Below are 21,751 nucleotides of genomic sequence, written 5' to 3'. Positions count from 1 at the left end.
AGCCCGAGGGGGCCGCAGTGAAAAGGCCCAAGCGACTGTTTAGCAAAAACACAGGTCTCTGCGAAGCCGCAAGGCGAAGTATAGGGGCTGACGCCTGCCCGGTGCTGGAAGGTTAAGGGGATGAGTTAGCGCAAGCGAAGCTTTGAACCGAAGCCCCAGTAAACGGCGGCCGTAACTATAACGGTCCTAAGGTAGCGAAATTCCTTGTCGGGTAAGTTCCGACCCGCACGAAAGGCGTAACGACTTGGGCGCTGTCTCGGCAAGAGACCCGGTGAAATCATAATACCTGTGAAGATGCAGGTTACCCGCGACAAGACGGAAAGACCCCATGGAGCTTTACTGTAGCCTGGTATTGGAACTTTGTGCATCATGTACAGGATAGGTGGGAAGCTGAGAAGCAGGGGCGCCAGCCTCTGTGGAGCTGTCGGTGGGATACCACCCTTGATGTACGGAGTTTCTAACTCGTCGCCCTCATCGGGCGAGAGGACCATGCCAGGTGGGCAGTTTGACTGGGGCGGTCGCCTCCTAAAAGGTAACGGAGGCGCCCAAAGGTTCCCTCAGAATGGTCGGAAATCATTCGTAGAGTGTAAAGGCAGAAGGGAGCTTGACTGCGAGACCTACAAGTCGAGCAGGGACGAAAGTCGGGCTTAGTGATCCGGTGGTTCCGCATGGAAGGGCCATCGCTCAACGGATAAAAGCTACCCTGGGGATAACAGGCTTATCTCCCCCAAGAGTCCACATCGACGGGGAGGTTTGGCACCTCGATGTCGGCTCATCGCATCCTGGGGCTGAAGTAGGTCCCAAGGGTTGGGCTGTTCGCCCATTAAAGCGGTACGCGAGCTGGGTTCAGAACGTCGTGAGACAGTTCGGTCCCTATCTGTCGCGGGCGTAGGAAATTTGAAAGGAGCTGCCCTTAGTACGAGAGGACCGGGGTGGACATACCGCTGGTGCACCAGTTGTTTCGCCAGAAGCACGGCTGGGTAGCTATGTATGGAAGGGATAAGCGCTGAAAGCATCTAAGCGTGAAGCCCCCCTTAAGATGAGATTTCCCACAGCGTTAAGCTGGTAAGACCCCTCATAGACGATGAGGTTGATAGGTTCGGTGTGGAAGCGCGGCAACGCGTGGAGCTGACGAATACTAATCGGTCGAGGACTTATCCACACACTCTTAGCAAGCATGCATATTCAGTTTTGAAGGAACATATAATTACGGAGAGTTACCCAAGAGGCCGAAGGGGACGGTTTGCTAAACCGTTAGTATGCGCAAGCGTAGCGAGGGTTCGAATCCCTCACTCTCCGCCATTTTTTATTTCGGCGGCGTAGCTCAGCTGGTTAGAGCGTTCGGTTCATACCCGAAAGGTCGGGGGTTCGATTCCCTCCACCGCTACCAAAGGGGCATAGTTTAAAGGCAGAACGAAGGTCTCCAAAACCTTTGGTGTGGGTTCGATTCCTACTGCCCCTGCCAGAAGAGCGACGCGTTCTCCTGCAAATTGATATGGCGGTCGTGGCGAAGGGGTTAACGCACCGGATTGTGGCTCCGGCATTCGTGGGTTCAAGTCCCATCGATCGCCCCATACATGGGAGTATAGCCAAGTGGTAAGGCACGGGTCTGCAAAACCCTTATCCCCGGTTCAAATCCGGGTACTCCCTCCATCACCTGTCCCAGTAGCTCAGCAGGATAGAGCAACGGCCTTCTAAGCCGTCGGTCGGGAGTTCGAATCTCTCCTGGGACGCCACACTTGTTAAAACTGTGATATGACAGCGTTTGTCAAACGTCAATGATTGCGTGATTGCGTCAGGTCATTTGAAGGTCGGCGGTCATATGCAGCGAACGTGGAGAACGTGGGAATTATCCAGGCTGGGATTTTAGACAGCACGACACTTTTTGGTTAAAAAAGATCTCTTACAGACTCAAGTTTCTCATTTGAGTTTGAAAGAGGTCTTTTTTCGTGAGGTAAGATATGCGAGCTAGATGTAGCGTTGTCCGATATAAACAGGAAACGACAGTAACTGGGGGAAAGGGAAGATTCCGACGTCGGAAACAGAAGGTACTTTTCATTTCAGCTATTCAATTAAAAGGCAAGATCAAGCTGGGAACGTATGGGGTGGAATTTGACTGTCAAAAAAACGAAACCCATTATTTTTAGCCCACCGGAAGCAACAGTCAAAGTAGGGAAAAGATCTTTTTAGTTGGAAAGCACTCAAAAGGCAAGAGCGCCAAAACGGTTGGAATGCGTCCAGCGATACCGGGTGTTATAAATTGACGAAGAACGTAGAAAAGCTGGTAGATGCGGATGGATACCGCAGGGAAGTGCCTTCTTTCGTAGCGGGGAAGCCAGGGGTTTACACGATTTATTATGGAATTGATTACAAGGAAAACGGTCAAAACGTGCGCGTGTATCTTTCCACGAAAATTACGGTAGAGAAACAATAAGCAAACGCCCACTAAGCGGAGTCGGTTCCGGTCGGTGGTTTTTTTACCCCAAACTTCTGCAGCAGGGAGACACGATGTCAAAGACGACCAGGAGCGTGTTTGAGTCGTTTTTGGTTCCACAGTAACATTGGGCAGCAGGGCATACGCTCCGTTGAACAGCAGACGGCCTAGGCAGGCGTGAAGTCGAGCGCAAAGTCTGCGTTTCCAGACGACACGATGAAAGGCTTTGTGCGCCGCAAAATTAGCGGTTGTAGACGAACTGCAAGCAGGAAGCCGGGTCTCATCATTTTCACGATTGTACAAGAGAACTGGCGGCATATATGCTGCACGTGTTCGGAAAAATGGAAGGCAATTCGGCCACGATGGTGTATGCGAATCCGAGGCGTGCTTCAAGGAACGGCATAAGTAGGAGAGGTAAAAGTTTACAGAAGTTGTGAAGGCTGTTAGCGACGCCTAAGACCTGGTACCGCTATATTTAGTACGAATTAGACAAAGTGTACATATCCCACTGAGAACACGATGCAGTGCAGCTACTGGCGCCCGCTTTCGTTCCCATGTCAGTTTCTCACGAAGGTTAGAGCGAGAAAGCAGAAGGCGTACGCGCGAGTTCAGGAGGAAAGAACAACAAATGCACGAGGGGTGTTCTCAAGACTTGCCGACTTGCCGTATGATGCCGCATGCCTTTTGCATCTGACCAATTTTCATCTGTTTGACTTCTGCAAAACCGCAACGCACAATCCAGCCTTTTTGCGAAAAACGATCCTGCTTGCGATTAGGCGGCCTTTGCTGCCGCGAGATATAGGGGCCTCTTCGCTCTCATTCAATAGCAGAGCGTGCGTAGACAGGAGAGGGGAAGGAAAGCTTCCGTGCATGATACATGAACAGCGCAAAGTACTCTCTTACCACGTTCTCACTTTTATCCGTACGCAGCACGAAGCATGTACGTGTATTACAAGGAGGTGTTTACAGGACGACTTACTCCGCAAATAACTCCCCACCTTTCCTACCTCTACGATCTATTCAGATCTATTCATACCTGCAAAGCAGCTTTTATGTATATAGCCGACCAATCCTATAACACAAACGAGCCAAAAAAAAATTCAAAAACGCACAGCCTCTCATAGCTATCTTTCCTACACGCTAGGGCAACTCAAACCGATTTTTGCAAGGCGAAGAGACTTTAGGTTGAAAACCCATTAAGAGCTGAACGGCAAAACGTAGAGACTCGCAAAAATGTAACAAAATAAGAGCCATTTTGTCGACAGAAAATGACTAAAAATGACACACATATAATAAGGAAGCTTTTCGATGGACGAGCATATTCACTACGAGTAGATTCCCCTGAAAATTCACTCGCTATTCTATATAACGTATCACAAGAAAAAAAGATACTCCTCTCTGCAAAAATGATTTCAAGGGCTGCTATTTTTCTCCGTCCTCGGAAAGTAGAGTGTCAGTGGCGAGAGGACCGTCGTCAGAAAGAGGACAGTCATTGGCAAGTGGACGAAAGGAAACAGGCTACAGACCATGCAAGCCGTTCAGGGACATTCCTTCGTGTTATCCGATCATTGCCCGGCGACCTTTGCTATTTTCACAGAGCAAATAGTCTAGTAGCAAAACGCAAGGGCAAGAGGACAAAACGACAAAACGATACAATCCAACCGATGGTGGGAGTCAGAGTCAAATCCAGGTCCTGAAAAGTCCTGAAAGGTGCTGAAACTCGTCTGGAGACGCCTAAGCATGAATAGCTACTTGACGCTACAGCAGTCGTTTTGCACCACGCGGTATGCATCAGAGAAGAAGAACGGCAAAAGCACACCCAAAGAACAGAACAGCCAAAACAAAGCCAAGTACAACAGAAACCCCCGCAAGCAGAAACCTGGCAAAGCCCTTGCTCAAACCGCAGCCGCTGCCCCCACCCCAGAAAGGAAGACCACGAACATATCGTGGTCAAATAAAGGGATTGTAGTAGTAAAGGCCATGCAGGTAACGCCGCTCTGCTTTTTCTAGCGCAACCGCCTTTTCGCTCTCAAGGGAAGCACGGAGCTTCTCCCAATACTCGGGAGTGGCATCGCTCAAATCGACCTCCAGCTCGTCGCCAACCAGGTTGCGGATTAGCTGCCAATCATCTGGATGCTCATACTGCTTCATGCCGCCGCCAATGAGCCGAATATCGTGCAGAAGCTGTTTGATATTCTCGGGAATCATCGTTTTTCCCCCATGACGAAAAATTTTTTTGAGAAAGTTGGCCTTCCACTACTGGTAATAATTTGTCTTTTTCGCACTGAAATATGTAAGAAAGCCGAAAAATATGGCGCTGCGGTCTATGCATAATCGTGGCGAATCGAGGAGAGCGGATCCCAAGACTACTGTCCCTATTTTTGGAAAAACAAACAAAATCCGCGTGTTTTCGACAGGAAATAAATGCGGTTCCCAGATAGAATTTGGGCACTCAGATGGAGGGAAACGCTATTGACTTCGAAAAATGGATTGTGTATACTCAAAAACGTGATTCTGCGGCAGGTAAGGAATTGGTTACCTGCACAAACGGTCACGGATAACAGGCGGTCGTGGTGGAATTGGCAGACACACCATCTTGAGGGGGTGGCGGGGCGACCCGTGCGAGTTCGAGTCTCGCCGACCGCACCATCGTATCGAACCGGGGACTAAGCTTGGACCTCGTGTTTTCGAAATAAATCAAGCCTTTTCGACAAGGGCTTTTTTTTCTGCTCATGTTCAAGGCTTGTCGAATAGAAAGAGAAAAAGGTGGGAAAGGTGTTAGCAGTGCCTTCTTTTTTCCCACTTTTGGGTCATTGATCTTGAAACGCTTTTGATGTACACTCCCAATTGGGAGAAATACAATAGAGAAATGTTGGAAAAACAACACTACCTGAATCAGATCAGACCCAATTTGATTCAGGTCGAGGAGAAGAACCCATGAGTGTAATTAGAGAGATCATTGAGGGATTATTCATCGGATTCACTTCAACGGTAGGTGTGATTAGCACGTACCAAACGCTGGTTTCTTGTGCGGGCCTGTTCCGCAAAAAGGAGCAGGTGACAAGCGAGCCACAAAAAACATTTGCTGTACTGGTTGCGGCGCATAACGAAAGTGCCGTAATCGCTCCACTGATTGAGAACCTGAAAAAGCTGGACTACCCACGCGAAATGTACGACATCTTCGTCATTTGCGACAACTGTACTGACAACACTGCTGAGATCAGTCGGGCACACGGAGCCATCGCGTGCGAGCGTTTTGACACGTCCAAGCGCGGAAAAGGCTACGGGATTGAGTGGATGCTGGAGAACCTCTGGGCAAGGCCAAAGCAGTACGATGCAGTCGTCATGTTTGATGCAGACAACCTGGTTGAAAAGAACTTCCTGAAAGTGATGAACGACCGTCTGGTCAAAGGGGCGCGCGTGATTCAAGGCTATCTGGATTCGAAAAACCCGTTTGACTCCTGGATTACCCTGTCTTATGCTGTGACGTATTGGTTTACAAACCGCATGTGGCAGTTGGCCCGTCACAACCTTGGCCTGCCGAACACGTTAGGCGGTACGGGCTTGTGCATCGAGAGCAATCTGCTCAAGGAGATGGGCTGGGGAGCAACCAGCCTGACGGAAGACCTGGAGTTTGCTACGCGTTGTATTGAGCGCGGCATTTATCCGACCTGGGCCCATGATACGAAAGTATGGGATGAGAAGCCGATTGACTTGAAAGCTTCGATGCGCCAACGCTTGCGCTGGATGCAAGGTCACTACGATGTGGCTGGACGCTACATCGGAAGCGTACTGAAAAACGGCTTGAAGGCAAGAAGGCTGGGCATGCTTGACGCGGCTTTCTACCTGTTCCAGCCGATGTACGTGCTGATGGTGACGATGATGTCCTTGCTGTTTTTGGGCCGATATTTTGACATTGCGGCTCTGACGCCTGCTGCTACCATCCTGCCAACCTGGCTGGTGTACGGATCTACGGCTGTGTTTTATTTATTGCCGATTCTGGCGCTCTACCTCGAGAAAGTGCCACTAAAAGGATATTTGGGACTGCTCTTGTTGCCGTTCTTTTTCCTGACGTGGCTGCCGATCATGTTTTACGCGTTTTTCACCAAGAAAAATCAGGTGTGGAGCCATACGTCCCACACTCGCGCCATTCGTATCGAGGAGATCCAGCAATAGGCACGTGAAGCAAAAGACCACAGGTGCATCTCGCCCTGTGGTTTTTCTGTTAGCGAAAGTGGCGAAAGGAGCCTGTGATCTGGTATAATGACGCGATCACCACACGAAAAGAGAAAGCGTTGCAACTGGGAAAAAGGCACCCTGAGCGTTGGTTGCGCGGACAAAACCGAACCCGCAGCCGGGCCACGAGGAGGAATACGGCGATGAAGCTCGCACCACAACATTGCGATCACGATACTCCCTTGCTGTGGGGAGATAAACGATACCATACATGGAACTACCATTTGCGTTCGACTTTTCACGAAAAAATTTTCAAGGTTCCGCTGGACGGGGGCTTCAGTTGCCCGAACCGGGACGGCAAGGTCGCGACGGGTGGCTGCACGTTTTGCAGTGCGCGCGGCTCCGGCGATTTTGCCGGGGACCGGAGAATGGATCTAAAGCGCCAGTTTCACGATGTGAAAACCCGGATGCATGAAAAGTGGCCCCAGGCCAAATACCTTGGCTTTTTCCAGGCGTACACGAACACGTACGCCCCTGTAGACGAACTGCGCGAGATGTACGAGGTCATTCTCCGGCAGGAAGGAGTTGTCGGCCTCTCGATCGCAACGCGTCCTGACTGTCTCCCGGACGATGTGGTGGAGTATTTGGCGGAGTTGAACGAGCGGACGTATTTGTGGGTGGAGCTGGGCCTGCAAACGATCCACGAGCATAGCGCGCAACTGATTAACCGGGCGCACGACTACGCCTGCTATGTCGATGCGGTGGAGAGGCTGCGCAAGCACAACATTCGCGTCTGTACGCACATCATCTACGGGTTGCCGGGAGAATCGCACGAAGAAATGATGCAGACGGCCGATGCGGTCGCCCATCTCGACGTGCAAGGGATCAAAATTCATTTGCTGCACCTGCTGCGCAAGACGCCGATGGTCAAGCAGTACGAAGCGGGCCTGCTGGAATTTCTTTCGCAGGAGGAGTACACCAAGCTCGTCGTCGATACACTTGAAATTTTGCCGCCGGAAATGATCGTCCACCGCATCACAGGCGACGGGCCAAAGGATTTGCTGATCGGTCCGATGTGGAGCCGCAAAAAGTGGGAAGTGCTGAACGGGATCAATGCCGAGCTGAACCGCCGAAACAGTTGGCAAGGGAAGTTTTATGTTCCGCACAGGTAAAAGTTGATTGATAAACAAAAAGGAGCCTCCGAGAAGGCTCCTTTTTTCGTGGCTATTCAACATGGATGATTTTTCTGGCGCGCCCCGGATAGTTGGTAATGATCCCGTCCACGCCGATATCGACGGCCCGCTGGATTTGCCGACTGCTGTTTACCGTCCAGCCGTAGACGGTCAACTGGCGCTGTTTGGCCTGTTGAACCAGTTCGGGTGTGAGCTGGTCGTACGGGACGTGCAACTGCTCGCAACGATACTGGCTTGCGACTGCCCACGGTTTTGCGAGCGGGCCGACGTATAAAAGGCCGGTCGTTTGCGCAGGGTCCAGTTCTTTGATGCGCAACAAACTGTCGAAGTTGAACGTGGAAATGATCGTTCGCTCCGTGAGCTGATAGCGCTGGATCAGCTCAATGACTTTTTCTTCAAGGTGGGGCTGGTTTTGAAAAAAATTTTTCAATTCGATAATAAAGCGTAACGATGTATCGGAAAAGGCTTGAAATACCTCGCGCAAAACGGGAATCCGGGCTTTTGGATAACGCGTGGAGCAAGTTTTGTCTGCGCGAAGCTGGCGCAGCTCCCGCATCGTATAGCCGCGCACAGGACCGGAGCCGTTTGTCGTCCGTTCCAGTCGGTGATCGTGAATGACGGCCAGCTTGTTGTCGCGGCTTAGCTGGACGTCCAACTCAATCCCGTCCGCCCGCTTGCGGACAGCAGCGTGAAAGGCTTCCATCGTGTTTTCCGGATACAGGCCGGAAGCGCCGCGATGCGCGAACACAAGTGTGGACACGTGGGCTTCCTCCCTTCTCAGACGTGTCATGCATATTACATGCATATGTAAGTGGCCCCTCGATACTACCTATCCTGAGGGGCACAAAAGAGATTCTATGAGATTGAGACGAGAACGATGACGAGGAGAACGAACAGGACCAAAACAAGGGCGAAATCGTTGTTTCTGCTGCAGCTCATTAATACCCCCTCCTTCCCAGATGGAGCAACTCCCTTCATCTTATGAACCCATAGGGAAAATGGCGCTCGTCGAATGCCCAACCTGCCCGCATTTGTGCCTGGCTGCCCACTTTTTATACAGATTGGCAGATGACGGAGAAGCTCCATTTGCTACAATGAAAGCACAAGGAAACAAAGGGGAGGGGTAGTTTCATGACACAGACACAGATTGAGGAAATGCTCGCTGCGGGCGATTTGGTGGACGATCGGCAAAACCGCAGGGTCAAGCTGCATCTGTACGACCGGGCGCGGCTGAAGGAATACGACCAGATGCTGCGGCAGGTGGCCGAGAAGTCGAATGCCACCAAGCTGATCGTCTACGGGAAAAAGCGGGACGTAGCGGAGTGGCTCGCGCTTGGCTATCGGCAGGAAGGGGTCATTGACGGATTTTTTCGCGGAGAAAATGCCTACATGCTCACGGCGTATGTGACAGAGGAACGGGCGACGTCGACAGCGCCTGAGCTGGCGGAGGAAATTTTGGCGCTGAGTCTGGCAAAGGCGGGAGCGGGGGAAGAAAAGCCGCTGCCGGAAGGGTACAGCATGCGTCCGGCAACAGAGGCAGATGCAGAGGAGCTGGCACGCCTGTACGGCCTTGTGTTCGCGACGTATCCTACCCCCATGGATGATCCGCATTACGTGCGCAAGACGATGCAGGAGGGGACGGTGTACTTCGTCGTCGAGCATGCCGGGAAGATCGCCTGCGCAGCGTCTGCCGAAGTGTCGGAGCGGATGGGCTCGGCGGAGATGACCGACTGTGCCACCCACCCCGATCACGCCGGAAAAGGCCTCCTCCAGCCGCTGTTTTGCGCTCTGGAAAAAAAGATGGAGGAGGCAGGGATTTACTATCTCTATACCTTGACCCGGGCGCAATCGGCCGGGATGAACGTGACAGCAGCCAAGATGGGCTATGAATACCGCGGTCGGCTCATCAACAACTGCACGATTTTTTCCGGATTCGAAGATATGAACATCTGGGTGAAGCCGCTGCGGCAAACCAGGGACGAATAAGGCTACTCGCGGGAAGGAAACAGTTGCTGCTGCAGGCGGCGGGCCATGAGCGCCAGTTGAAGCTGCCAGCGCTGATGGGCATCCTCCAGGCGGTAGCCTGTTTTCTCCTCGATCTGGGTCAGGCGGTATTTCAAGGTGTGGCGGTGAATATATAACGCTTGGGAGGTTTGCAGGCCGTTCCCGTTTTGCGCGAGGTACACCTCCAGCGTCTCCAGAAGCTGCTGGTTGTATTTGCTGTCGTAGCGAATCAACGGCTCCAGGATCGGCTTCCACAAGCCGAGCATGCTCTGCTCGTCGCGGTGGTAAGGAAACAGGAACTGGTAGCCTTGCATGTCCCAGTAGCGCAGCATTTGCGGGGCGCGGGCGAGCAAGGGATAGGCTTGCAGCGCGAACATGGCTTCCTCGGACGCGCCAGAAACATCTGTCAACTGATCGCGCGGATTGCTGATGGCGACCTGCAAGGGAGTGGAGGAATGCAGCCCCTCCCAGCGCGCTGTGAACTGCTCCAAGAGCTGCAGGCTCGTCCGGTCATCGGGCAGCACGAACAGCAGGCAATGAGGCCGTTCTCGCAGCAAATACGAGCGCTGGTGGCGGTCGCAAAGCCTGCGCATCAGCGTGATGGCGCTTTGGTGCAGCTCCCCGAGCCTGTCCGGTTCGGCAGTGTCCACCTTGACGGCCACGACGAGATGCTTGCCCGACAACGGGTATCCGAGCATGCGACAGCGGCTTTCCAGCTCTTGCGGACTCATCGGCTTTCCGTTTAAAAGCTCCTCGACGAAGTCGCCTTTCAGCCGCCATTCTGTCGCAGAAACGGCGCGTTCTTTTACATATTCGAGCGCACACAAGGTAGCTGCGTGCTGGAGCGCCACATCGTCCAGCTCCTTCCACGCTTCCCGCGGCTTGGCCAGGCTGAGCGTGCCGAAATGCTCGCGACTGGCGCGGATGGGTACCGTATGCACGTGCTCTCTCGCTTCGTCATCGGTCGGCGCTGTCGGGCAGCCGTGCTGGGTCACTTCAAAGCCGAGCGCATCCAAAAGCGTCACGCCGCCGCCCGTCAGCTCTGCCAACTCGGCGGCGATGGCAGGCAGACCGCCTTTGGACAGGGCAGCGTCGATCATCCGGTTGTGGATCGCCTGCGAATAGGCGAGCGTCTCGAACTGCCGGTTGACGATCGGTTGCAAAATGGCTCTGGTAATCGTCGAGAAGTTGATTTCGGTCGGAATTTCGATGAGCGGGAGCTGGTGGCGATCAGCCAGCTCAAGAAAGCTTTCGGGAATTTCCCGCAAGTAAAATCCGGTATGGATGGCGACTCCGCTCAGCTTTTGCCTCGCCAACGTCGGAATGAACGAGCTTTGCCGCTCCATATTTTCAGCGAGGCCGAATCCGGTCGTAATCAAAAACTCGCCTTCCTGCAGCCGGCTGGCGTCTTCGAGCACCTCGACAATCGTCACCCAGCGAATCGGATTGTCCAGTCCGCCCGCTCCGGCGATCAACCGCGTCTGCACCATGTCAGGCAGTTGCAGAGCCTCTCTGATCGTAATCGTCACGAGGCACACCTCCGTGTTGCAAAGTTCTTTATACAAAATGTACAAAAGATTTTGTCTCTTCGCCATATTTTTTTGCCAGCGCGTCGGATGGATGAACCGCACAGGTCAGCTAGGATAGAGGGAGAGAATAAGCGAGGTGGCGAAGATCATGAGCAGAAGCTATGTAATCAAACCGGAGTTGGGCAAGACGTATCCGTTCATTTCTCATGGCAAAGGCATTTATTTATACGATAAAGACGGCAAGCGCTATATCGACGGCTGCAGCGGGGCTGTGACTGCGAGCATCGGCCACGGGGTGGAAGAAGTCGCCGAAGCGATGTACCAGCAGGCCAAAGAAGTATCGTTTGCGTACCGCTCGCACTTCAGCAGCGACGCTGTGGAGAAGCTGGGGGCGAAGCTGGCCGAGTGGGCGCCAGGCTCGTTGAACTGGACGTTTTTTGTGAGCAGCGGCTCCGAAGCGACGGAGACAGCGCAAAAAATCGCGATCCAATACTGGCAGGAAAAAGGCAGGCCGACGAAAAACAGAATCATCTCCCGCTGGATGAGCTACCACGGCATCACCATGGGGGCGCTCTCCATGTCGGGGCACGTGCTGCGCCGGAAGCGCTTCGTTCCGCTTTTGGAGGACTATCCGACGATTACCGGGCCGTATCCGTACCGCAGGCCAGTAGGCATGTCGCTGGAAGCGTACGCCCTGGAATGCGCGAATGAGCTGGAGCGGGCCATTCTGCGCGTCGGAGCCGAGCAGGTGGCGGCCTTTATCGCGGAGCCGGTCATCGGGGCTTCCGGTGGCGCGGTCGTCCCGCCAGACGGCTACTTCCAGCGGATTCGCGAAATTTGCGACAAGTACGAAGTGCTGTTCATCGCCGACGAAGTGATGACAGGGGTAGGGCGCACCGGAAAAGCGTTCGGGGTCGATCACTGGGGTGTCGTGCCTGACCTGATGACGCTTGGCAAAGGGATGAGCGCCGGCTATACGCCGATGGCTGCCACGATGGTGACGGATGAAATTATCGAGACGATCACCCAGGGAAGCGGGCTGATTATGGCGGGACACACATACAGCGCCAACCCGCAGTCTGCTGCCGTCTCGCTCGCGGTTTTGAAGTACGTCGAGAAGCACGGCCTGATCGAGAAAGCGGCCGAGCAAGGCGCTTACTTGCTGTCTCGCCTGCAAGAGCTGGCAGATGAATTGCCGCTGATTGGCGAGGCGCGCGGTTTGGGCATGCTCTGCGGTCTGGAATTTGTCAAAAACAAAGAAACGAAAGAGCCGTTCGCCTTGTCAGAAGGAGTGGCGTCCAAGGTCATCGCGAAGGCATTCGAAAAAGGTCTGCTCATCTATCCCGCCATGGGGGGAATCGAAGGCGTGGCAGGAGACTCGATCATCGTTTCCCCGCCGCTGACGATTACAAAAGAGCAGATTGATGAACTGATCGCCCTCTTGAAAGATGCGATTGTCAGCGTCCAGCAGGAGCTAAAAGACAAGGCGCTCATTGGCTAGAGGGGGGAGACTGAAATGACAAACCGTTTTGATAAAGTGGTGACCGTACAGGAGGCGTTGTCCCATTTTCGCGATGGGATGACGCTGCTCGCGGGCGGCTTTGGCGGGGTAGGCAATCCGCCGACACTGATCCAGGGCATTTTGGATCTGGGTGTGCGCGACTTGACGCTGATTAGCAACGACACGGCGTTTCCGCACATCGGAATCGGCAAGCTGGTGACAGAACGACGCGTGAAAAAAGTGATTGCCTCTCACATCGGCTCCAACCCGAACGCAGGGGCGCAAATGACGGCAGGCGAGCTTGAGGTCGAGTTTTGCCCGCAGGGGATTCTCGCCGAGCGTGTACGGGCGGGCGGCGTCGGTCTGGGCGGGATTCTCTCCGACGTCGGCATTGGCACGATCGCGGAAAAAGGCAAGCAAAAAGTCGTGCTGGACGGAAAAGAGTACCTGCTGGAGACGCCGCTGACGGCGGAAGTGGCGATCGTCCATGCGAAAAAAGCGGACCGCTTCGGCAACCTGGTGTACGATACGAGCGCGCGCAACTTTAATCCGCTCGTGGCGATGGCGGGCGACATTACGATCGTGGAAGCGGACGAGATTGTCGAGGTAGGCGAGCTGGACCCGGAAGAAATCGTCACGCCTGGCGTCTTCGTCAACTACATCGTGCAAAGTGAAGGGGTGAACTGGCAATGGGCGTGGGAGAAGTAAAAGAGACCGAGAGCTACCGCGAGCGAATCGCGCGCAGGGCGGCGATGGAAGTCGAGGACGGCATGATTATCAATTTGGGGATCGGCATTCCTACGCTGGTGGCCGATTTTATCCCTGCTAACAAACGCGTCATGTTTCACGCGGAAAACGGCATATTGGGTACCGGACCGAGCCCGGCCAAAGGAGAGGAAAACGCCATGCTGTGCAATGCGGGCGGTTTTCCGGTCACGCTTGCGGCGGGGGCGTCTTTTTTTGACAGTGCCACGGCCTTTGCGATCATTCGCCGCGGCTTGCTGGACATGACGATCCTCGGCGTCCTCGAAGTGAGCCAAAACGGGGATATCGCCAACTGGATCGTGCCAGGCAAACGCGTGCCGGGAATGGGCGGAGCGATGGAGCTGGCGCAAAAAGCGAAAAAGGTCATGGTCGTGACCACGCACCTCGACAAAAACGGCCGCTCCAAAATCGTGCGCGAATGCTCGCTTCCGCTGACAGCGAGCAAGGCGGCAGACTGGATCATTACCGATATGGCCGTGATGGAAGTGAAGCCGGACGGCCTGTATTTGCGCGAGGTCATGTATCCGTACAGCGTGGCCGATGTGATCGGAGCCACCGAAGCTGAACTGAAGGTAGAGGGAGAAGTGGGCGTATTCCGCTAGGCAAAGACGATTCCAAAAGAACGGGGGAAGAACATGGCGAACTGGCAAGCGCTGATACGAGAGCAGTTGGAAAAAGATCGGGAGGCTTCCGTCAAGCTGCTGCAGGAATGGGTGCAAAGCCCGAGTGTGCAAGGAGCGGAGGAGTCCATTCAAAAAAGCATCGCCGAGCTGTTGGCGAAAATGGGTCTGGACGTCGATTTGTGGGTCATGGCGGGGGAGGAGCTTGTTTCGCATCCGTACTTCGTGTCGCCGCGCCAAACGTTTGAAGGCAGTCCGAACGTCGTCGGGGTCTGGAAGGGCGCAGGCGATGGCCGCTCGCTCATTTTGAACGGGCACGTCGATGTCGTTCCCGCTGGCGATTACGCGCAGTGGAGCGACGATCCGTTCAGCGGAAAAGTAGCGGATGGCAAGCTGTACGGCCGCGGCGCGACAGACATGAAGGGCGGCAACCTGTCCTCGCTGCTCGCGATCTCTGTCTTGCAAAAGCTGGGCGTGCGGCTGAAGGGGGACGTCATCTACCAAAGCGTCGTGGAGGAAGAGAGCGGGGGAGCAGGAACGCTCGCTACGATTCTGCGCGGCTACAAGGCAGATGCCGCGCTCATCCCTGAGCCGACCAACATGAAAATTTTCCCGAAACAGCAAGGCTCGATGTGGTTCCGACTGACCGTCAAGGGGCGTTCTGCTCACGGCGGCACCCGCTACGAAGGGGTGAGCGCCATCGAGAAGAGCATGCTGGTCGTGCAAGCGATTGGCCGCCTGGAAAAAGAGCGCAACGATCGCCTGGACGATCCGCTGTACGCCAAGCTGCCGATCCCGATTCCGATCAATATCGGGGTGATCGAAGGCGGAAAATGGCCGTCGTCCGTCGCCGATCTCGTCAAGCTGGAAGGCAGGATGGGAGTAGCGCCTGGCGAGCAGATGGACGATGCCAAGGCGGAGATGGAGACGGCTTTGCAGCGTCTGGCCGAGGTCGATCCGTGGTTTGCCGAGCAGCCAGTCGAGCTGGAGTGGTACGGCGCGCGCTGGGTGCCGGGAGATGTCGCGCAAGATCATCCGCTCATGGAGATTTTGCAGGACAAGTTCGCGGCAGTGACTGGCGAGCGCGCGATCGTGGAAGCTTCGCCATGGGGAACAGACGGAGGCTTGCTGACGGCGCTGGCCGACACGCCTGCGATCGTCGTGGGGCCGGGCGTCACACAGGTCGCGCACTACCGGGACGAGTACATCGTGCTGGATGACGTGTTCCGCTGCGCGGAGATTTTTGCGCTGACCATGCTGGACTGGTGCGGCGTTGCAGAAGGGCCAGCGAAGTAGGAGAGCGGGTAGCGGGCAGCTTTCGGCTTAGGGTTCGGTTTTTTGTGCGAAAAATGAAAAAGTTTCGCCTCCACGCAAGGAAGCGCGATCTGCTCTGGAGAATGATTGGAGGATGGGATGCGATAGTCCAATCGTTGAAGGACGGAGGAGATGGCGATGAAAAGAGCGTGTTATATCGGGGGAAAATGGGTGCCGATGGCAGAACATGCTCCGTTGTATTCACCTTGTACGGGCCAGGCAATTGCCCATGTTCCCCAGGCCGACGCGCAGGCAGTAGAACGGGCGATCGCGGCAGCCGAGGAAGCGACGACGGTGATGCGGCGGATGCCTGCTTACCAGCGGGCGGCTATCCTGGAAAAAATCGCGCTCCTTTTGGACGAACGGATGGAGGAGGCGGCCCGGATCGTCGCGCTTGAGGCCGGAAAACCGATCAGGACGGCGCGGGGGGAAGTGATCCGCACCGTGCAAACGTATCGGTTTGCAGCGGGAGAAGCCAAACGGCTGCACGGAGAAACGATCCCGCTCGACGCCGCAATCGGCGGAGAAGGTCGCCTGGCGTACACGGTCCGCGAGCCTTTGGGCGTCGTCGGGGCGATTACGCCGTTCCCGTTTCCGCTCAATCTGGTTGCGCACAAGGTCGGACCTGCGCTCGCTGCGGGCAATGCCGTGGTGCTGAAGCCCGCTTCGCAGACGCCGCTCAGTGCGCTTTTGTTCGCCGAACTGGCCGAGCAGGCGGGACTCCCGCCAGGGGCGTTGAACGTCGTCACAGGCAGCGCAGCCGTCGTGGGCGAAAAGCTGGTGACAGACCCAAGAGTTCGCGCCTTGAGCTTTACGGGAAGCCCGGCGGTCGGGATCGACATTCGCAACCGCGCTGGCCTGAAAAAAGTGATTTTGGAGCTGGGGGCCAACGCTGCGGTCATCGTCGATACCGACGCGCAACTGGACGAGGTGGTGCCGCGCTGCCTGTTTGGCGCGTTTGCTTATTCCGGCCAAGTCTGCACGTCCGTCCAGCGCATTTACGTCGCAGAGGGCCTGTACGACGAGTTTGTCAGCCGCTTTGTGGCGCAGACGAAGGCGCTCTGCGGCGGCGACTCGCTCGATGAGCACGCTGACTTTTCCGCAATGATTCACCCGCGGCAGACCGAGCGTGTGCTGGAGTGGATTGGCGAGGCGCTGCAACAGGGAGCACGGCTTGCCTGTTGCGGCGAAGTGGTGGAGCGGATGCTGTTGCCGACCGTTTTGACCCATGTGCCGCATACGGCCAAAATCTGTTGCGAGGAAGTGCTTGGGCCTGTCGTGCTCATCAACCCGGTAGCGTCCCTGCAAGAAGCGATCCGCCTGGTCAATGACTCGCGCTACGGTCTGCAGGCAGGCGTGTACACGAACAACCTGAGGGCTGCGCTGGAAGCGGCAGATGAGCTGCGGGTTGGAGGCGTCATCATCAACGACATTCCCACCTTCCGGGCCGATCATATGCCGTATGGAGGCGTCAAGGAAAGCGGCTTGGGAAGAGAAGGCGTCAAATACGCCACAGACGAGCTGAGCGAGCTGAAGCTCGTGGTGGTCAAGCGCTGAGACAGCCAGCGGCAGTCGGTCTGGAGGCGCTTGCAAGCGCGCTTGGCGCTATGCTATAGTTAAATCAGTCAGCAACGCGGAGGGATACCGAAGTGGTCATAACGGGGCGGTCTTGAAAACCGTTAGAGTGCAAGCTCACGCGGGTTCGAATCCTGCTCCCTCCGCCATCTTTTTTGCAAGCAGCCGATATAGGATGTACAGGACGAAGCGATCTCTTTTTTGCAGAAGAGGTCTTTTTCTTTTACAGCAGGAAAAGGTCAAGCTGCGGGCTTGGCAGCAACGAGACGGTCGCTGGGCAGGACAGCCGTTTTTTTCCTGAAAATCCAGAAGAACCAATATCGAAGCTTGGCGCGATATGATATATGCTGTACACAAGGACTCGATTGTTTCTTGGGGCCTGCGGCAGCTTCAATAATGCAGAGGGGGCTTCCGCTTTTTTTTAAGATAAAATATCAGAAAATAAACATTATATAGAAAATTAAGATATAATAAAAGGGAAACGAGGATGAGGGAGGTATCACGATGATCGAAGCCCAACGAGCCAGAAGAAATACGCTTGGTGACATCCTGCGAAGAAGCCGAATGCGTTACCCGGACAAGATTGCCTTACAGTTTGAGGAGGAAGTTCTTACATACAGCGAGCTGGATCAGCTTGTCAATCAGGCGGCGCACACCTTCCTCGCCAACGGTTTGCAAAAAGGCGAGAGAGTGGCGGTGCTGTCCCGAAACTCCATGGATTTTGTCATTCTCAACTTCGCGCTGGCCAAAGCGGGACTGATTATGGTGCCAATCAACTTCATGCTGAATACGAGCGATGTGGCGTTTATTTTGGGGCACGCGGAGGTGAGCGCCTGCTTTGTGGCACCGGAGTTTCTCGCCGTGGCGCAAGAGGCGATTGGACAGGCCGATCTTTCGCCCAAGCTGCTGTCGCTTGTCTCTAGACCCGCAAAGCCGGAAGGGGAGTGGGTGCCGTTTCGCACGTTGATTCAGGACGCGAGCACGGACGAGCCGGAGCAGGAGCTTTCCGACGACGATGTCGCCCACATTTTGTACACGAGCGGTACGGAGTCGCGGCCAAAAGGGGTCATGCTGACGCACGGCAGCATTTTGTCCGAGTACGTGAGCACGATTATTGATGGGAACATGTCCCACGACGACGTGGCGATCCACGCGCTCCCGTTGTTCCACAGCGCACAGTTGCATTGTTTTCTCGGTCCCTATATTTATCTCGGGGGCACGGGCATCATTTTGGAGCAGGCGACGCCTGGCCTGATGCTGGAGATGGTCGAGACGCATAAGGCGACACAGCTTTTTTGCCCGCCAACAGTTTGGATTGCCTTGCTGCGCTCTCCCGATTTTGCCTCCCGCAACCTGTCCTCGCTGCAAAAGTGCTACTACGGAGCGGCGATCATGCCGGTGGAGGTGCTGAAGGAGCTGGGGACACGCTTGCCGAACGCACAGTTCTACAACTTTTACGGGCAGACAGAGGTAGCGCCGCTGGCGACGGTTTTGCCGCCGAAGGACCAGATTCGCAAAGCAGGCTCGGCAGGCAAGCCCGCGCTGAACGTGGAGACGAAGATTGTGGATGATGAAGGTGTCGAGGTGCCAAGAGGCTGCATTGGCGAGATCGTGCATCGGACCAGCCATGCCATGATCGGCTATTTCCGCGACGAGGAAAAGACGCGGGCTGCCTTCCAGGGAGGCTGGTTCCATAGCGGTGACCTGGGGATTATGGATGAGGAAGGGTATATTACGGTCGTCGATCGGAAAAAGGACATGATTAAATCGGGTGGCGAGAACGTAGCGAGCAGGGAAGTGGAGGAGCTGATTTATCAGCATCCGAAAGTGTCCGAGGTGGCGGTGATCGGCGTTCCGCACCCGTACTGGATCGAGGCGGTGACAGCGGTCGTTGTGCCGAAGGCTGGCGAGACATTGACGTCAGAGGAGTTGCTCGCGTTTTGCAAGGAGCGTCTTGCCTCGTTCAAGGCACCGAAGTACGTCTTCATCACCGACACGCTGCCGCGCAACCCTAGCGGGAAAATATTGAAGCGCGAACTGCGTCTGCGGTACGATACGCTTCCGACTTCGTAGTTGCCTGTTTGCAGACGGCAGGGTGATGGTGATAAATGAAAGTCCGGTTTGACTGTGGCAGGTGGGTAGAGGGATAGTGGCAGACTGACAGACTAACTGCGATAACAGAAAACCCGCCCGATGGCCGGAAGCGTCCGGTTTGTCGAGCGGGTTTTTCCGTGTTCTATTTCACATTGGAGACAGTCGGCCGGTCAGGGCTGATGACTTCGAAGCGGTAGCCTTTTGACTTTAAAAAGGTGATGACTTCCGGAAGTGCTTGCGCTGTTGGCGTTTTGGTGCTTGCGTCGTGCATGAGTACGACAATCTCTTTTTGCGATTTTACTTGCTGCTTGATATTGGCGAGCGCCTGTTGGGCTGTGTATTGATTGCTGCGGGCGTCGCCGTTGGTGACATTCCAGTCGATGAAGATGTAGCCTTTTTTGTTCGCTTCGGCTTTGATGGCACTCATGACTGTTTTTTGCTTGTTGTACCGTTTCGGGTCCTGGTATTTGAGGCTGACCGTGTTGGTGCTGCCGCCCGGGTAGCGGAACAAAACAGGCTTGGTGCCGATCGCTTTTTCTATGAGCTGATTGCCTTTCTCCAGGTCGGCGAAAAAGGCTTCGGTGCTTTTGTAAACGACTTGGTAGTCGTGCGAGTACGTATGCCCGCCGATGGCATGGCCTTCCGCGACCGCCCGCTTCAAAATCGCTTCGTTGCCAGGGACGTGTCTGCCTACGATGAAGAAAGTAGCTTTCACCTGGTATTTTTTCAGCATATCGAGTACGTGCGGCGTCACAGGCGACGGGCCGTCGTCAAACGTCAAATACGCGATTTTTTCCCCTGGCTTCGGCGCTGGTGCAACGGGCGGCTTGGGAGCCGGAGCGGTCGCGCCAGGTGGCTGGGCAGTTCCCGGTTTCGGAGCCGGAGCCGTCGTGCCGGGCGGTTGAGCAGTTCCAGGCTTCGGACTGGGAGCCGTCGTACCCGGAGGCTGAGCAGTTCCAGGTTTCGGAGCCGGAGTAATCGTGCCAGGCGGTTGAGAAGTCCCAGGCTGCGGAGCCGGAGCCATTGTACCGGGCGGCTGAGCCGTTCCAGGCTGCGGAGCTGGGGCCGTTGTACCGGGCGGCTGAGCCATTCCAGGCTGCGGAACCGGAGCCGTCGTGCCGGGCGGCTGAACCGTCCCAGGCTCAGGAGCCGGAGCGGTTGTACCAGGCGGCAGTGTTGCCCCAGGCTGGCTGTGGATCGCCTCAGTCGGAATGAACGGGGCATCGCCATAGATTAAAAAGCTTTTGCGCAGCTCCGTAAATTTGCCCAAGGCTTCTGCATAAGAGTCAACGATTTCTTGCGGGCTTTTGCCTTGCGCAAGCAGTGGGCCGATCTTGCTTGTGCCCATCACATGCTCGAACAGCGTCTTTTCCTTGTCAGTGCCAAGCGGTACGGGAAACGGCTGGAGCTGTCGCGCATAGGCAAGGGCGTACATCCCGGTTTTCACAGGATTGAAGCTGCGCGGATCGTAAATGTGCAGCCGGACGCCGCCCGCTTTCTCCTTTTTCTCCGGGAGAAAAATCACGCCAGGCAACAGGCTGCCGTTCATGAGATCGGCGTATTTCACGGAATCGATGCCTTCTGCGCCAACCCAAGTAAAATGGTCTGCCTGGGTAACAGGGGTGCCTTCGCCGAGTCCTGTCGCCATGTAGCCGTAGACAGAAGCGAGGTCAGGCAAATGCGGGGAGCCCGGAACCCAGCTCAGCCCGGTCTCCTGATAGAGCATGGTGCGGGTGTAGCCTTGCATCGGGACGACGTACAGATCCGCGCCAATGGAACGGTTGAAAAACAAGGCAATCTCGCCAATGGTCATTCCGTGGGCCAAAGGCAGCTCGTCGACGCCGATAAAGGACTCATACGGCTTTTCCAACACGGGTCCTTCCACGATGGTGCCGCCGAGCGGGTTGGGCCGGTCGAGCACGATGACTTGCTTTCCCTGCTCCTTTGCCGCCGTCATGGCGTATTTCAGCGTCGATATGTAGGTGTACGTCCGGGAGCCAATGTCTTGCAGATCGACGAGAAGGGTGTCAAAATGCTCCAGCATTTCCGCTGTCGGCTGGCGGGTCGAGCCGTACAAGCCGTAGACCGGAATGCCGTAAACCGGATGGAGGAAGATCTCCGGCTGGTTCCCCACCTGTGCCTTGCCATCCAAACCGTACTCGGGAGCGAACAAAGCTGTGAGGGTAACGGAGCGGTCACGACGCAAAAGGTCGATGGTGCTCATTCCCTGACTGTTGACGCCGGTTTGGTTCGTAATCAGCCCGACTTTTTTTCCTTCGATCAAATAATGGAATCGGTCGAACAGTACATCGCTTCCCAATTGAACGGCAGCGGTGTTGGCGGAGCTGCCTCCGGGGGGAATCATGGTCAAGATCAGTGCCAGGATAAGAAAAGGAATAAACTTTTTCATCATCATTGCCTCTTTCGAAGAAAAATACAGTCGTTTCTTGTTCATTGTAACGGTTTTTGTCAGGAGTATGGTTGTATTTTTGTAACAATTTGAAATTAGGTCTAAAGATAGAGGAATATCGTATTTATTGACGATT

The 21,751-nt window shown here is 55.1% G+C and carries 14 protein-coding genes, 8 tRNA genes and 1 rRNA gene; 19 read left to right on the top strand and 4 right to left on the bottom strand.

The window, feature by feature from the left end; translation table 11 throughout:
- From AC27IT_RS07890 to AC27IT_RS07855, 8 genes are all read left to right on the top strand, one after another.
- Window positions 1-1,162: ribosomal RNA gene (locus AC27IT_RS07890) — 23S ribosomal RNA — on the top strand; the annotation flags it as partial.
- A gap of 49 nt (window positions 1,163-1,211) precedes the next feature.
- Window positions 1,212-1,302, top strand: a tRNA-Ser gene (locus AC27IT_RS07885).
- 11 nt (window positions 1,303-1,313) lie between these two features.
- Window positions 1,314-1,390: transfer RNA gene (locus AC27IT_RS07880), tRNA-Met, on the top strand.
- Between the two features lies 1 nt (window position 1,391).
- Window positions 1,392-1,465: transfer RNA gene (locus AC27IT_RS07875), tRNA-Trp, on the top strand.
- Between the two features lie 33 nt (window positions 1,466-1,498).
- Window positions 1,499-1,574 (top strand) — tRNA-His (locus AC27IT_RS07870).
- 5 nt (window positions 1,575-1,579) lie between these two features.
- A tRNA-Cys gene (locus tag AC27IT_RS07865) sits at window positions 1,580-1,653 on the top strand.
- Window positions 1,654-1,659: 6 nt separating this feature from the next.
- A tRNA-Arg gene (locus tag AC27IT_RS07860) sits at window positions 1,660-1,736 on the top strand.
- 524 nt (window positions 1,737-2,260) lie between these two features.
- Entirely contained in the window at window positions 2,261-2,434 is a 174-nt protein-coding gene (locus AC27IT_RS07855; RefSeq protein WP_283859073.1) for a hypothetical protein, read from the top strand.
- A 1,950-nt stretch (window positions 2,435-4,384) separates the two neighbouring features.
- On the opposite strand, the gene AC27IT_RS07850 is transcribed toward AC27IT_RS07855, so the two are convergent.
- Window positions 4,385-4,642, bottom strand: a complete 258-nt coding sequence (locus AC27IT_RS07850) for a hypothetical protein (RefSeq protein ID WP_005831964.1) — start codon at window positions 4,640-4,642, stop codon at window positions 4,385-4,387.
- Window positions 4,643-4,998: 356 nt separating this feature from the next.
- Here AC27IT_RS07850 and AC27IT_RS07845 point away from each other — a divergent pair.
- From AC27IT_RS07845 to mnmL, 3 genes are all read left to right on the top strand, one after another.
- Window positions 4,999-5,083 (top strand) — tRNA-Leu (locus tag AC27IT_RS07845).
- A 288-nt stretch (window positions 5,084-5,371) separates the two neighbouring features.
- A complete protein-coding gene (locus AC27IT_RS07840; RefSeq protein WP_005831962.1) occupies window positions 5,372-6,610 on the top strand; it encodes a glycosyltransferase family 2 protein in 1,239 nt (412 codons plus the stop codon).
- A 203-nt stretch (window positions 6,611-6,813) separates the two neighbouring features.
- Entirely contained in the window at window positions 6,814-7,782 is a 969-nt protein-coding gene (mnmL, locus tag AC27IT_RS07835) for a tRNA modification radical SAM protein MnmL/YtqA (RefSeq protein ID WP_026556999.1), read from the top strand.
- Window positions 7,783-7,834: 52 nt separating this feature from the next.
- Here mnmL and AC27IT_RS07830 read toward each other — a convergent pair whose 3' ends face one another.
- Window positions 7,835-8,563, bottom strand: coding sequence for a glycerophosphodiester phosphodiesterase (locus AC27IT_RS07830; protein ID WP_005831958.1), 729 nt, complete (start codon window positions 8,561-8,563; stop codon window positions 7,835-7,837).
- Between the two features lie 371 nt (window positions 8,564-8,934).
- On the opposite strand from AC27IT_RS07830, the gene ablB reads away from it, so the two are divergent.
- Window positions 8,935-9,789, top strand: a complete 855-nt coding sequence (ablB, locus tag AC27IT_RS07825) for a putative beta-lysine N-acetyltransferase (RefSeq protein WP_026557000.1) — start codon at window positions 8,935-8,937, stop codon at window positions 9,787-9,789.
- Between the two features lie 2 nt (window positions 9,790-9,791).
- Here the strand turns inward: ablB and AC27IT_RS07820 are convergent, their stop codons facing one another.
- Window positions 9,792-11,336, bottom strand: a complete 1,545-nt coding sequence (locus tag AC27IT_RS07820) for a PucR family transcriptional regulator (RefSeq protein WP_487091714.1) — start codon at window positions 11,334-11,336, stop codon at window positions 9,792-9,794.
- Between the two features lie 148 nt (window positions 11,337-11,484).
- Between AC27IT_RS07820 and AC27IT_RS07815 the strand changes: the two genes are divergently transcribed.
- The 7 genes from AC27IT_RS07815 (at window position 11,485) to AC27IT_RS07785 (ending at window position 19,184) form a co-directional block, all read left to right on the top strand.
- Entirely contained in the window at window positions 11,485-12,837 is a 1,353-nt protein-coding gene (locus AC27IT_RS07815) for an aspartate aminotransferase family protein (protein ID WP_487091713.1), read from the top strand.
- Between the two features lie 15 nt (window positions 12,838-12,852).
- The gene (locus tag AC27IT_RS07810) at window positions 12,853-13,545 is read left to right on the top strand and encodes a 3-oxoacid CoA-transferase subunit A (protein WP_005827939.1); all 693 of its coding nucleotides are present in this window, start codon (window positions 12,853-12,855) and stop codon (window positions 13,543-13,545) included.
- Window positions 13,527-14,204: a 3-oxoacid CoA-transferase subunit B gene (locus tag AC27IT_RS07805; RefSeq protein WP_005827940.1), complete on the top strand. Its 678-nt coding sequence runs from the start codon at window positions 13,527-13,529 to the stop codon at window positions 14,202-14,204. Before AC27IT_RS07810 ends, AC27IT_RS07805 begins: the two co-directional genes overlap by 19 nt.
- Window positions 14,205-14,237: 33 nt before the next feature.
- A complete protein-coding gene (locus tag AC27IT_RS07800; protein WP_005827942.1) occupies window positions 14,238-15,518 on the top strand; it encodes a peptidase in 1,281 nt (426 codons plus the stop codon).
- A 156-nt stretch (window positions 15,519-15,674) separates the two neighbouring features.
- On the top strand, window positions 15,675-17,093 hold the full coding sequence (locus AC27IT_RS07795; protein WP_487091712.1) for an aldehyde dehydrogenase family protein: 1,419 nt from the start codon (window positions 15,675-15,677) through the stop codon (window positions 17,091-17,093).
- Between the two features lie 78 nt (window positions 17,094-17,171).
- Window positions 17,172-17,260, top strand: a tRNA-Ser gene (locus AC27IT_RS07790).
- Window positions 17,261-17,615: 355 nt separating this feature from the next.
- Window positions 17,616-19,184, top strand: a complete 1,569-nt coding sequence (locus AC27IT_RS07785) for an acyl-CoA synthetase (protein WP_007785011.1) — start codon at window positions 17,616-17,618, stop codon at window positions 19,182-19,184.
- Between the two features lie 163 nt (window positions 19,185-19,347).
- Here the strand turns inward: AC27IT_RS07785 and AC27IT_RS07780 are convergent, their stop codons facing one another.
- On the bottom strand, window positions 19,348-21,615 hold the full coding sequence (locus tag AC27IT_RS07780; RefSeq protein WP_283859077.1) for an exo-beta-N-acetylmuramidase NamZ domain-containing protein: 2,268 nt from the start codon (window positions 21,613-21,615) through the stop codon (window positions 19,348-19,350).
- Between the last annotated feature and the right edge of the window lie 136 nt (window positions 21,616-21,751).

It is taken from the genome of Brevibacillus sp. YAE8, from assembly GCF_057543335.1.
The sequence above is the reverse complement of the archived record's forward strand: the minus strand, read 5'-3'. Positions and strand labels throughout refer to the sequence as shown.